9 protein-coding genes and 1 pseudogene are annotated in these 14,189 nt (G+C 45.8%); all 10 read left to right on the top strand.

Annotation, left to right across the window (positions count from 1 at the left end; all coding sequences use genetic code 11):
- The first annotated feature begins 18 nt into the window (after positions 1-18).
- The gene (locus tag GC093_RS21135) at positions 19-459 is read left to right on the top strand and encodes an SRPBCC family protein (RefSeq protein WP_171653897.1); all 441 of its coding nucleotides are present in this window, start codon (positions 19-21) and stop codon (positions 457-459) included.
- Positions 456-2,042: an MFS transporter gene (locus tag GC093_RS21130; protein WP_216624739.1), complete on the top strand. Its 1,587-nt coding sequence runs from the start codon at positions 456-458 to the stop codon at positions 2,040-2,042. Before GC093_RS21135 ends, GC093_RS21130 begins: the two co-directional genes overlap by 4 nt.
- A gap of 172 nt (positions 2,043-2,214) precedes the next feature.
- Positions 2,215-2,396: pseudogene (locus tag GC093_RS21125) on the top strand (YdeI/OmpD-associated family protein); the annotation flags it as partial.
- 117 nt (positions 2,397-2,513) lie between these two features.
- Positions 2,514-2,834 (top strand): ArsR/SmtB family transcription factor, encoded by a 321-nt coding sequence (locus GC093_RS21120; RefSeq protein ID WP_171653895.1) that lies wholly within the window; start codon positions 2,514-2,516, stop codon positions 2,832-2,834.
- Positions 2,827-3,270, top strand: coding sequence for an SRPBCC family protein (locus GC093_RS21115; protein WP_171653894.1), 444 nt, complete (start codon positions 2,827-2,829; stop codon positions 3,268-3,270). The genes GC093_RS21120 and GC093_RS21115 overlap by 8 nt, the downstream gene beginning before the upstream one ends.
- Positions 3,271-3,435: 165 nt before the next feature.
- Positions 3,436-3,882, top strand: a complete 447-nt coding sequence (locus tag GC093_RS21110; RefSeq protein ID WP_376768671.1) for a cupin domain-containing protein — start codon at positions 3,436-3,438, stop codon at positions 3,880-3,882.
- Between the two features lie 333 nt (positions 3,883-4,215).
- The gene (locus GC093_RS21105; protein WP_171653892.1) at positions 4,216-5,118 is read left to right on the top strand and encodes a LysR family transcriptional regulator; all 903 of its coding nucleotides are present in this window, start codon (positions 4,216-4,218) and stop codon (positions 5,116-5,118) included.
- A gap of 111 nt (positions 5,119-5,229) precedes the next feature.
- Entirely contained in the window at positions 5,230-7,518 is a 2,289-nt protein-coding gene (metE, locus tag GC093_RS21100; protein WP_171653891.1) for a 5-methyltetrahydropteroyltriglutamate--homocysteine S-methyltransferase, read from the top strand.
- A gap of 365 nt (positions 7,519-7,883) precedes the next feature.
- Positions 7,884-12,143: an S-layer homology domain-containing protein gene (locus GC093_RS21095; RefSeq protein WP_171653890.1), complete on the top strand. Its 4,260-nt coding sequence runs from the start codon at positions 7,884-7,886 to the stop codon at positions 12,141-12,143.
- A gap of 277 nt (positions 12,144-12,420) precedes the next feature.
- A partial coding sequence (locus GC093_RS21090) for an S-layer homology domain-containing protein (RefSeq protein WP_171653889.1) occupies positions 12,421-14,189 on the top strand: 1,769 nt, incomplete at its 3' end.

The raw sequence follows: 14,189 nt of genomic DNA, 5'->3' as shown, positions 1-14,189 counted from the left end.
GGGAGGACTAAATAGACTGTGAACGAACGTTCCGTAAAACACTCTACTTTTGTTATCGAGCGTGATTATAACGCATCACCCGAGCGAGTATTCGCCGCTTGGTCGGATGCGTCGACCAAAGCCCAATGGTTCCCTAAAGCCGAAGAGTTCGACTTCCGAATCGGCGGGCGGGAGATTAACCGCGGAGGCCCGCCGGGAGGGGCGATCTACACTTTCGACGCCTGCTACCAAGAGATCGTGCAGAACAATCGCATCGTTTATACCTACATCATGGACCTGGGAGAGACACGGATATCGGTCTCCGTGACGACAGTGGAAATCAGGCCGGCGGTCAGCGGTACACAGCTTATCTACACTGAACAAGGCGCCTTCCTTGATGGTCATGATGCGCCGGAACAGCGCGAGCACGGGACGAGATATATGCTGGATAAGCTGGGCGATTTTTTGAAGACCGAATGACGAACGCTATGAACGGGACTGAGATGCAGGCCGGCATGCGTGAATGGGTCGGGCTCATGGTTCTTGCCCTGCCCGCCCTTCTTGTCTCAATCGATCTCTCCGTAATGATTCTCGCACTGCCGCACATTGGCGCCGACCTCGGCGCCGACAGCGCCCAGCAGTTGTGGATCATCGACATCTACGGCTTTATGCTCGCCGGTTTCTTGATCACAATGGGGATGCTGGGAGATCGGATAGGCCGCCGCAAACTGCTGTTGATCGGAGGGGCCACATTCGTCATAGCCTCGATATTGGCTGCATTCTCCCGAAGCGCTGAGATGCTCATTGCGGCACGCGCAGTACTCGGCATAGCCGGGGCGACTATATCGCCTTCTACACTAGCCTTGATAAGCAACATGTTCCGTTCCCATAAGCAGCGCTCCCTCGCCATCGGCATATGGTTAACGTGCTCCATGGGCGGCATGGCCCTCGGGCCGGTGGTTGGAGGTATCATGTTGGATCACTTCTGGTGGGGCTCGGTGTTCCTTCTGGGCGTGCCGGTCATGTTGCTTCTACTAATAACGGGACCCATGTTGCTGCCCGAATACCGGAACCCCGAATCCGGCCGGCTGGATTTGACCAGTGTCGCGTTATCGCTGGGTGCCATCCTGCCGGTCATATACGGCCTCAAGGAAATTGCCAAGTACGGTCTGCAGATGGTGCCGGCGCTGTTAATACTGGCGGGGATCGCCCTCGGCACGGTGTTCGTGTCGCGGCAGCGCAGGCTGACGAGTCCCCTGCTGGACCTGCGCCTATTCGCGAGTCCCGGATTCAGCGCTGCACTGGGGGGCATGTTCGGTATTACACTGACAGGAGCGACCATGCTCTTCATCGCGCAGTACCTTCAATTCGTGCAAGGAATGTCGCCGCTTCAGGCAGGGTTGTATATGCTCCCCGGGGTAATTGCCTCGATGGCTGGTATGCTTCTCTCGCCGCTTATCGCACGCCGGATCCGACCGGCCCGTCTTATCGGAGCGGGTCTATTGGTATCGACCGCGGGCTGTTTTCTGCTGACCCAGGTGGGGGTTGAGTCAGGTCTCACGTTTCTGGTGCTCGGGTACATCTGCTTCAGTATAGGTGCAGCTCCGCTCCCAAGCCTGTCCAGCGACCTTGTCATCGGCTCAGCCCCGCCGGAGAAGGCGGGATCTGCGGCCTCCATGCTGCAAACCAGCGGCGAATTCGCCTTCGCGCTGGGCATCGCAGTCTTGGGCAGCATCGGGACGGTCGTTTACCGCAATCAGGTGGCGAACTCTATTCCCGCCGACTTGCCGGCATCCGCGGTACAAGCTTCCCGCGACAGCTTGGCCGGTGCCACGGCTATTGCGGAAGGCCTCTCCGAACAAGTCGGCAAGGCACTGCTCACAGGCGCACGTGAAGCCTTTACCGACGGGATGCACGCCGTTGCGGCAGCCAGCGGCGCTATCATGCTTGCTATCGTCGTCCTTGTCGTTACGCGGCTTCGGCACGTACGACCAATCGGAGAGACTCAGTCTAACCAAGCCGACAGTATTCCAGAAGCAGTACCCGGCGCTGCAAAAAAATAAAGTTAGTTGCACTGCATAGTGGTGCTGAAGTAAGAAACCCACCAGTACGAGTACATTTCTATGGTTGGGGGAGGGATTCGAACCCCCTTCTTCAACTTCATCCAAATAGATGCCACGCGATTTGGCTTTTGTCATCAAATGAACAACAATACCAATCAATTCCTTAAATTCTGAAGAATTTCAAAATAAATTTGATGAAATCCCTGCCTTAAAGCTGCTTTTGAAGCATTGACGCCGGGACGGCAAAGAGCCTACATTCTTTATTTTTCTGAACCCAAACAATCCAAAACTCGAGAGTCAAGAGTTGAAAAATGTATGCTGGAAATTCTCAATGGAAAGGGATTAAATGATTAGTATGTTAGAACTGAAACGTAACTCTATAAGATTTACCACGGCATAGTTCCTGCACAGATGCTACAGTTTTTTTTAGTAGGTTTGACATGCAACTAATTTGTTGCATATAATAGAATCATGGACAAACTTTTTAAAGCACTTGCTGATGGAACACGCAGAGAATTACTCGACCTCTTGTTCGTGAATAACGGACAATCCTTAGGGGAACTTTGCAAAAAAATGACTATGTCTCGTCAAGCTGTTACAAAGCACCTTCTGCTACTGGAAGAGGCAAATCTTGTTACTGTCGTTTGGAAAGGCCGTGAAAAGCTGCATTATCTCAATCCAGTACCTATCGGGGAAATTTATCAACGCTGGATCGGGAAGTTTGAGAGTCACCGGGTTGAGGCATTAAACACACTAAAGCAAGCCTTAGAGGAGGATTCTAATCGTGAATAAAACTTCATTCGTTTATGCGACTTACATCGCAACTACACCGGAGAAGCTTTGGGCAGCCTTAACTAACAGTGAATTCACCAGGCAGTATTTTTTTGGTCGTGAAATTGTTTCAGATTGGCAAGTTGGTTCCAGCTTCAAATTGATGAATAAAGATATGGCTGAACATTATGGTGAAGTTCTTGTATGTGAGCCGTATCGTTTACTCACAGTCACCTGGAGCATCAAAGACGTTGAAGGAGAGCGATTCTCTAAGGTTACTTATGAATTAACACCCATGAACTCTACTATAAAACTGACGCTCCGACACGAGGATTTATTAGAAAAGGATATTCACAAAGATGAAGGCAAGTTTGAAGGGTTTAATAATGGCTGGCCTGCCATTCTTAGCAATTTAAAGAGCCTGCTCGAAACAGGTAAAACCCTGCCAGCCTTTTAGTTTAACATTGGTTTAGGCTGAACCTCTGAAAGTGCAGGACTTGACGAGTGTAATCGTAGTAAATTATCACGGCTGACAACGTCTGCAATGACGAGGGCGTCTTTGGGGTCACTCTTCGAAGGACAGTTATCACTCTGTTACTGATACAATTAGATCTAAGGTGAGGTGAACAAATTGGAGCATAATCAAGCGAATTACTCAGTTAACCATGCAGGTGCATTTTCGAATTTTGGAAACGTCACGGAAGGAATGCTAAAAGGAAAAATATTTCTAAAAGATTCCTTAGAACTTACGAGTATGGAAGTTTCACTCAATAATCTGCCACCAAAGGCAGAAGTTCCCTTCTATCACAAACATCTAGAGAATGAGGAGCTCTACATCTTTCTTAAAGGACAAGGTCAATTTCAAGTGGACGGAAACGAATTTGATGTGTTCGAAGGAACTTCAGTTCGAATTACTCCTAAAGGGGTGAGAGCGTTGCGGAATACGTCCACTTCGGAAGACCTGTATTTTATCGTTATTCAAGCCAAAGAGAACAGCCTTACCCAATGGGTGGAGACAGACGGGGTAATTCTCGAACAACCTGTCGAATGGGGGAAGAGCGTTGAGTAATTCTAGGGAACAAAACTATCTTAATCACGTTAAATATACCCCCCTTCCATTTTGAATTATCACCCTAACTTTGACTCAATCGTACATATGATCCGCGACAGCTTCACGGTTCTTCCATTCTTCAGGTCAGCCTTTCCCTAAGTGCATTCCTTTTAGTTCGCATTTCAATAAAACAGCAGCAGTCTAGGACTTTATTTTCTTGTCCATGGCTGCTGCGTTTCGTTTTTGGGGTCAGTCTAATGAATATATCCTGAATAAAAGTAAAAGGTTCGTTTAAATGTATAATGGAATGAAGTGAATAGTTAGCCAGTTTGAGCTTTAAGGAGGATTCCATTGACTCTACAACAATTAAAGTACGTTATTGAGGTCGCCAATCGCGGATCCATTAACGAAGCTGCCAAGAGGCTGTTTATTTCTCAGCCCAGCCTTTCAAATGCGATTAGGGATCTGGAAGAAGAAATGCAGCTTGCGATTTTTGAAAGATCCAATAAAGGAATATCGCTTTCTAAGGAGGGGGTTGAATTCTTAAGCTACGCCCGGCAAGTAGTCGAACAAGCGGAATTATTGGAAAGTCGGTACCTTAATGCCAAGCCTTCCCCGCAGCATTTCTCGGTTTCCACTCAGCATTATGCTTTCGCGGTTAATGCATTTGTGAGTCTGATCCGCGAGTATGGTCAAGAAGAGTACGATTTAGCATTGCGTGAGACCAAAACCTATGAAATCATCGAAGATGTCAAAAGTTTACGCAGCGAGATCGGGATTATATACCTCAATGAATTCAATGGGAAAGTAATCAATAAGCTACTCAAGACTGCAAATTTGCAATTCAACAGTTTATTAACGGCTAAGCCGCATATATTCATCAGTATTAAAAACCCGCTTGCAGCGCAATCCATCGTGACTATTGATCAGCTTCAGAATTATCCGTATCTGTCCTTTGATCAAGGAGAGTATAATTCCTTTCATTTTTCAGAAGAAATTCTTAGCACGATGACACATAAGAAAAGTATCCGTGTTAATGACAGGGCAACGCTTTTCAATTTATTAATCGGTTTGAATGGATATACCATATCGACAGGGGTACTAAGTGCTGATTTGAATGGAAATGAGATTATTCCGGTACCTTTGGATTGTGAGGAAACCATTAATGTAGGTTGGATCTCCCATAGAAATGCTTCGTTATCCAAGCTAGGAACAGCGTATATAGAAGCGCTCAAAGAGGCAATATCCCAATAAAGGTCTGATATAGCTACAGGCTATAACTAGATATAGTTTAATCCAGTTACGCTATACCTGCTGATCTGTGATATCTTTTTTGTAACAATTTGCAAAGGAGAATTTTACAAGATGGTGAAAAGCAGTGTATTGGGATATCCGCGTATTGGCGCTGATCGGGAGTGGAAGAAAGCGCTCGAATCGTTCTGGTCAGGCAAGCTTGAGGAAGAAGAGTTTCACAGTCAGCTACAGGAGATTCGGTTGAATCATTTGCGTAAGCAGCAGGAGAAAGGCATCGATTTCATTCCAGTCAATGATTTCAGCTATTACGATCATATTCTTGATACAGCCGCCATGTTCGGCATTATTCCGAAACGTTTTGCTTATGAGGGTGGAATCGTTCCCTTGTCTGTCTATTACGGTGTTGCCCGGGGTACGAAGGGTGCCGCAGCAAGTGAAATGACCAAGTGGTTTAACACCAATTATCACTATATAGTACCTGAACTGGCCGGTGTATCACCGGTGCTTAACGAAAATAAGCCTCTTACAGCCTATAGGGAAGCTAAGGAGAAGCTTGGTATCGAGGGGAAGCCGGTTATCGTAGGACCGTTGACCTTTCTGAAGCTGTCAAAAGGGTACAATATTTCGGAGACCGACGCCTGGCTCGATCGCTTGCTTCCGCTCTATGTTCAGATACTTCAGGAGCTTGCGGAAGAAGGTGTTCAATGGGTACAGATAGACGAACCGATTCTCGTAACGAAGCTGAGCGAGGCTGACGTTCAGCGGCTGAAGACCATCTACGAAGCGTTTGCCGCTTCAGTACCCAATCTGAACATTATGCTTCAAACCTATTTTGAATCGGTAGAGAACTACCGCGACATTGTTGCGCTGCCAGTCAAAGGAATAGGGCTGGATTTCGTGCACGGGTTTTCAGGCAATATGCAGTCGATTAAAGCACTGGGTTTTCCGGCGGACAAGGTTTTAGGTGCAGGAGTCATCGATGGCCGCGGTATCTGGAAGGCGTCACTTCGGGGGAAACTGGAGCTGCTGGAAGAGCTCGCTGAATTCGTAACGGTCGAACGCCTAATCGTGCAATCGTCGTGCAGCTTACTCCATGTTCCTGTAACAGCAGCTCGTGAGACTAAGCTCACATCTGAACTTAAGGATTCTCTCGCATTTGCGGAGGAAAAGCTGGACGAGCTTGTCCTTTTAACGAAAGCAGTCTCTTCAAACGATGTCGGGATCATAGACGAACTGGAAAAATGTGAAGTTGCTATTCAGGCGCTCCAGCTGTCAGAAGAGCGCAACCGCAGTAGTATTCAGCATGCTGTCGCTGCGGTTAGTTCTCAACAGCCGAACCGCTCCCAGCCTTTTGCCGAGCGTCATGCCGCTCAGCAGGCGAAATGGCAATTGCCGCTTTTTCCGACAACGACAATCGGCAGCTTTCCGCAATCCGCAGAGGTGCGGAAGGCGCGTCAATTGTGGCGCAAGGATGAATGGAGCAATAAGCAGTATACGGACTTTATCCGGGAGCAAATCGATATCTGGATCAAGCTTCAGGAGGAAATTGGCTTGGATGTTCTCGTGCACGGAGAGTTTGAGCGAACCGACATGGTCGAGTTTTTTGGCGAGAAGCTCGCGGGTTTCGCATTTACGCAGAACGGATGGGTGCAATCGTACGGCTCTCGTTGTGTTAAACCGCCGGTTATTTTCGGGGATGTAGCGTTCACAGGGGAAATGACCGTCAAAGAAACCAAGTATGCTCAGTCACTTACCCAACATCCTGTTAAAGGAATGCTAACGGGACCGATTACAATAATGAATTGGTCGTTTGTTCGCGAGGATATCCCGCGCGAGCAAATCGCCTACCAATTGGCCTATGCTCTTAGACAAGAAGTAGAGGCGCTTGAGCAAGCGGGCATTGGCATGATACAGGTCGACGAGCCTGCGGTTCGCGAGGGTCTGCCGCTTAAGGAAGAAGAGCAAGCCGATTATCTTGCTTGGGCGGTCAAAGCTTTTCGCATAGCGACCTGCACGGTACAGGAGACAACGCAAATTCATACGCATATGTGCTATTGCGAATTTCATGACATGATTGATTCGATAGAAGCGATGGATGCTGATGTAATTTCAATTGAAACATCCCGTAGTCACGGCGAACTGATTCATAGCTTCGAGTTGAATACCTACAAGCTGGGTATCGGCTTAGGCGTATACGATATCCACAGTCCGCGTATTCCGAGCGTAGAGGAAATGACCGGCATGATTGAACGCGCTTTGCGGGTATTGGACCCTAAGCTGTTCTGGATTAATCCGGATTGCGGACTGAAGACCCGCGGATTTGAAGAGACGGTCGCTTCCTTACGCAACATGGTTGGTGCGACGAAGATTGCTCGTAACAATCACGCCGCAATAGTGTGATTTAGAGCTGGCAGTATAAGCGTCATCAGGCTGCTAGCTGTAGCTGCTATCCTTAAAATGTCGTATGTCGAATAAGATGAATAAATGCTCAAACTTGTGGTGAAAAAGCCTATCTGACACTTTCGATGAGTGGTCAGATAGGCTTTTTTTATTAGTAGGGAGGGTACCGCATTACTATTGATTAGGTTCCATACATAATCATTTTTAACAATATCATAAAAATATTAAACTCTATACCGTTACGTTTCTCTTTATAATGAAAGGGCTTACGTGATTTTGATGCGGATAGGATGTGATGAAACACGTAATGAAATAAAAAAATATCACCAACGAGATCGCTTAATTACTAGAAGAGGAGCCGATACATGAGAACTAAAGAGCTAAATGGGTATTTTAGAATGGTGTGTCTATTAGTCGTTTCCATGATTATGATCTTAAGCGGCACAATTTCTCCTGCATACGTATATGCAACGGACACCGTATTTACTCAAAAAGGTTCTGGCGTTTTAGGATGGCACGCCACACCGTACAGTTCAAGCTTTACCGAAGCGCGCATGAAGGCAAATGCAGATTGGCTTGCAGACAACTTCTTGGATTATGGATATGAGTATATAAATGCAGATGGTTGGGTCGGCGATGCTACGAAGCATAATGAAAACGGATATATTACTCACTACAAAAATGATTGGCAGTATGATTGGAAATATTGGGCTGGTTATGTGCATTCAAAAGGCTTGAAGCTGGGGATCTATTATAATCCTTCATGGCTTCATCAGGATATTGTTAAGGATCCTGCCAATTTGAAGGTTGTTGGTACAAATATTCCTCTGAGTAGCATTATTAGGGATGATCCGAAATATATGCATCAAACAAGATACATGATCGATCCCGACACTCCTGGGTCGAAGGAATACGTTCAGGGAATGATCAAATATTACATTAGTGTAGGGGTAGATTTGCTTAAAATCGACTTCTTACGGTATTACGAAAATGCATATGGGCATGAGGCTGTAAAAAAATTATACGATTGGATGAGAGAGGCTGCGGGTAATGATATCATTTTATATTATGCTAACACCAATAATGTAAATCATGCAGCTGATGAAGTTTTAACGGCTGATTTATTGAGAGCTAGCGAGGACTGGAGGACCGATTCTACTCAGCCAGGTGTCTGGTATCACACAAGCCTTCGCAATAGGGGCACAACTAGAGCGGATACATGGCCGCCAGCTTATAATCTATTTGACGGTCTTGTTTACTTATCCGATTTGTCGGGTCCAGGCAAAGTTGTCCTGGATGGCGACTTCAGCGTTATGAGCTCTGGTGGTACGGATGCAGAGAAGAAAACGAGAATGAGTTTGCTTGCAATGGCCGGAAGCAGCATCTTTATGGGTGATAACTATCAAAATATGGCTGGTAATGATGGGTATTATAAAAATTTAGAAATTATTGATCTGAATAAAAGGGGCTTTGTGGGAAAACCGTTATCTAGAGATGTGAAAAGCCCGTTAAGTCAAATATGGAAAGGCCGGCTGCCTGACGGTACATGGGTTGTCGCTTTATTTAACAGGGAGGACACGGCACAAACAAGAAGCATTGATTTCGCCAACGATTTGGGGCTTAGCGGCAATTATCTTGTTAGTGATATGTGGTCTCATTCCATCATCGGTACTAGGACTTCATACAGTGAAAGCATTGAACCACATGGCGTAAGGCTTCTTAAAATATCCAAGCTGTCGATCGCACCGTATGGCTCTACATTTTATGGATCGCAGCAAGTTACTTTAGGTGCTGCCGATCCGCAGGCGGAAATACGCTATACGACAGATGGAAGTGAACCGAATGCCAGCTCTTCATTGTATACGGGGAGCCTAACATTCAACCAATCCACGACATTGCGAGCAAAAATCATTAGCGGAAACGGGCAAGGCTATGAAGCGCAAGCAAGGTTTATTGCTTCTGATTCGGATCCAATTCAAAGTATCGCATCGGGAATCACAAGCATTACTGCTCCTGCTATAGGTGCGACAAGTATAGCTCTACCTTCAGTACCATCCGGATACACGATAAGAATCAAAAGTTCGGATCATACAGATGTCATTCAGATGACTGGAACCATTACCCCGCCCTCTTCCAACACTACAGTAAAGCTGGTACTGGAAGTAGCACGGACTTCTGACGGTGTCACAAAGGATACTGGCAGCATTTCGGTAATCGTACCGGGAACAAGCCAACAAGGATCAGGTTCATTTATTCTCTTTGAAGAGAAGGATCTTGCCTTATCCAACCCTTCAAATTTAACAAAGAAGACAAATAAGGAAACCGTTGCAAGCGGGGGCGAAAATTTACAAATTACCTTTACTGCACTCAAAGATCAATATGTTGAATTTACAGGAAACGTCCCAACAGCCGGCAAATACGAGGTCGTATTTGGCTATAAGAGAAATGATGCCAGAGGAATTTTCCAGACCTATGTGGATGGAGGGGCTCTTGGAGCTCCAGTCGATCAATATGTTGCTACGGCTAACGCAGGCTATCTCTCCACAAGTCTTGGCAAGCATACGTTCACTTCGGGCAACCATACCTTTAAATTTGAGATCGTAGGCAAAAACCCGGCAATGACCAAAACAAATGAATTTGTTATTGACTATATTAAATTAATTCCTGAACAAATTATTACGGACATCCAGCCGGTCAACGTCACTACATCACCCGCTGTGGCTCCTCTATTGCCTTCGGTCGTAACTGCGGTATACAACGACAATACTACTAAAGCGGTTAGTGTAAAGTGGAATAGTATCGACCCAAGCCAGTATGCATCTGTAGGAAGCTTTACCGTACAGGGAGCCGTCTATAGCACAATGATTCCAGCTGTAGCCAATGTCATGGTAATAGAAACGGATCCACAGACGATAGCTGATGCGATTAGATCGATTCCTGTACCTGCAAAAGACGCTACACGTTTAATCATGCCAGTCGTACCTGCAGGATATACGATCGCGATTCAACAAACGTACGACCCATCCGTCATAGATGCAAATGGCACGATTTACCCGCCTGCTGCGGATACTGCCGTATCGCTGGTGTTTGAGGTAACTCGAACTTCCGATGGAGAGTCAGCAGCTACCGATATTATTGAAGTGGTAGTACCGGCGAAAAGTGTAGTCGATATTACAGCGGCATCAGTAGCAGCGGGAATTGTTTCGATTGCAGCACCGGCGAAGGATGCAGCTGCGTTAACGCTGCCAACGGTACCAGCAGGTTTTACCGTAGCGATCAAATCTTCAAGTAACACAGGAGTTATTGCTCTTGATGGAACAATTGTTCCTCCAACTATAGATACAACTGTGAATCTCGAATTGGAAGTAACCAGAACTTCCGATAGCTCCAAAGCGAGTACTGCAAGCATCGCTGTGACTGTCGTTGCTAAGACTTTGGAAAGCGATCCTAATCCAAGTTATGGCCGAAATCGAGGCAATAAGAGCAGCAATAGCCTGCCTGCCACTCCTGCCTCTGATAATAAGGAACAGCAAGTAATTAAGGACGAAGAGCTGAAACAATCGGATTCTGGGGGCAATGTGCTAATCCATATTCCTTCTGATGCAAAAGAAATCAGGCTCCCAGTCAACACGGCTGATTTGATCGGAAAAAATCAATTAACGATAATAAAGGATAAGGTAACCTTGGGCATACCAACAGAACTAATCAAACAACTTACAAGTCTGGTGCCTGAAGCCGATCTGAAGGATGGAAGCATCGTAATAAAGGTTACTTCGTTATCAGAATCCGATGCCAAAATTACCATGGGCCGAGCACTAGCTGTCAGCCAAGCTGAGCTTAAGCTTTCCGGGGAAGTATACGATTTTGGCATATCCTTTGTAAATAAAGATGGAACAGCAACGTATTTAACTCAATTCAATCAACCGATGACGATTCGTTTAAAAATGGACCCTTCTCTCAATACGACTTTGGCGGGAATCTACAATATTGCGGAGAATGGCGCGGTTGAATATGTCGGTGGAGAAGTTGTAAACGGACAATGGATTGCAGAAATTCATCATTTCAGTAAATATGCGGTTCTTGAATTTAAAAAGAATTTTGCTGATGTATCTTCGAACCATTGGGCATTTAGCGTTATACAGGAATTAACGTCGAAGCACATTCTCGACAGCTCAGTGGCAAGCTTCGAGCCGGAACGTTCGGTCACACGCGCAGAATTTACGGTGATGTTAGTAAGAGCGTTAAAACTGACCGTACGTGGAGAGCTTAAGTTCACTGATGTAGCTTCTAATGAATGGTATGCAGAGCCCATTTCTATCGCTGTTAAATCAGGCATTGTTACAGGTAAAAGCGAAATTAATTTTGAGCCAGATGCTCGAATTACACGCGAAGAAATGGTGACGATGATTATGCGCGCGTATGAATCGATAAAGGGCAAGCAGTCGGCAGGAGCTCCTGTCACTTCGTTTAACGACGATTCGGAGATTGCAGATTGGGCAAAATCCTCTGTAAGTGCTGCCTCATCGCTTCAATTCGTCAATGGACGCGAACCTGGAAAGTTTATTCCTAAAGGTATTTCATCCCGTGCGGAAGCAGCAGCAATTCTGAAAAGAATATTGAAGTAAGCTTAGCAACGTTGTTTAAAGAGCTGTTGACTCACTGTATATAAAAGTTAGGAAAGCTGTGTAGAATCTAATTCTATGCAGTTTTTTCTTTTTATTTTCTCCCATATAATGAAGCACTTGTGTCTGCCTGTACGATGATGTGAGGTCTCCTTCTCCCCCCTTTTATTCAATTACTTATAAAATATATATGAAATTAAACAATCATATTAAAATATTAAACGCTAAATGAACCAGCTAATCCTTATAATAGAACTACTACTCATAAGGGGGATTTGACATGCTGCGCAAGACGAGGAAAACGATTGCTTCGTTCCTAGCACTATCGATGGTATTATCTATGGCATCGACAGGCTTAACGGCAAATGCCGAGACAACAAAGACAATAGCGGATTTAGCTGACTCAACAGCAAAGGTATCATTCTCAGACATCTCCAGTCACTGGGCATCTAAGGAGATCAATAATTGGTCTCAAAAAGGAATTATTAATGGCTATGAAGACGGGACCTTTAAGCCAAATACGCCAATTTTAAGATCAGAATTTGCCTCCTTGGTGAACCGGGTTTTTGCCTATCCGAGCAAGACGACTCAAAGCTTTCCCGATGTATCCTCCAGTGCCTGGTATGCACAAGACATATCCAAAGCAGTAGCGGCAGGTATCGTGGTTGGAGATGACAAGGGGAATTTCAAGCCTGAAGCGCCGATCAGCCGTCAGGAGGCTGCGGTGATTCTTTCCAGAGCATTTGATTTAAAGGCTCAGGACACCAAGGCGTCAGATCGCTTTACTGATGCAGGCACAATTGCAAGCTGGAGCAAGGATAGCGTCAATGCATTGCTTGAAGGTGGATATGTTTCGGGTCGTGAGGACGGCTCTTTCGATCCATTGGCCAATATTACGAGAGCAGAATTTGTAAAAATGATCGACAGCGTTGTCGGTGAATTGAAATATGCGGCAAACACTTATACCGGTAATGTGAACTCCAATCTGGTGATCAATACCAAAGACGTAAACCTGAAAAACATGACGATTTCAGGTGATTTATACATTACTTCAGGTGTTGGAGAGGGTAATGTTTCCCTTGATAATGTCACAGTAAAAGGCCGTACCGTTGTTCGAGGCGGAGGCGAGCATAGCATCGTTATTAATAATTCTAACTTGGTAGGAACGTTGCTCGTGGTTAAAAGTGACGGCAAAATTCGTATCCTTATGCAAGGATCATCCGATATACCTCATGTACAGCTGAATTCCGGCGCTAAGCTGGAAGCTGAAAATGCAACCGGTAAAGGCTTCGGAGACGTCCAAATTATTGGGATGGTGTCTGCGGATCAAGAAATTAAACTGGATGGTAATTTTGCGAACATTTCAGTCGAGGCCCCAGGTGTGGCTGTCCAGGTGATAGATGGATCTGTCAATAAGATCGACGTAAAGGAGAAAGCAGTCGGCTCAAGCGTGAAGGTATTGGAGGGGAATGTGAACCAGCTAAACGTCCAAACCAAGGTAGCGATTGACCTTTCTGGTGGGATAGTGGCGAATGTCGACATACAAAAATCGGCGGCAGGCACATCCGTGCAGATGGCGTCAAACTCGTCCGTTACGAACTTCAAAATAGATGCTCCAATTGAAGTCAAAGGATCAGGTAAAATTGAAACCGCTTCAATCAACGTGGATGGTGTTAAAATTGAAACGAAGCCGACAAAAATCACCGTAGCGGATGGTGTTAAGTCGGATGTTACCACAACAACACCGACTGGAGGTTCTTCCAGAAGAAGCTCCAGCAATCCAACCCTTAGCAAGACAGCAGCAGAGGTTGCTGATACAATTACGACGATTGCAGCACCAGCGAAGGATGTAGCTACGCTAACGCTTCCGTCAGTACCGGCAGGCTTCACCGTAGCGATTATGACATCAAGCGATACAGGTGTTATTGCACTGGATGGAACCATTGCTCTTCCAAAAGAAGCAACAACCGTGAATCTCGTATTGGAGGTAACGAGAACATCCGATAATTCCAAAGCGAGTACCGCTAGCATTGCTGTAGTAGTACCTGC

Origin of the sequence: Paenibacillus foliorum (assembly GCF_013141765.1) — a bacterium.
GTDB classification, from domain to species: Bacteria; Bacillota; Bacilli; order Paenibacillales; family NBRC-103111; genus Paenibacillus_S; species Paenibacillus_S foliorum.
The sequence above is the reverse complement of the archived record's forward strand: the minus strand, read 5'-3'. Positions and strand labels throughout refer to the sequence as shown.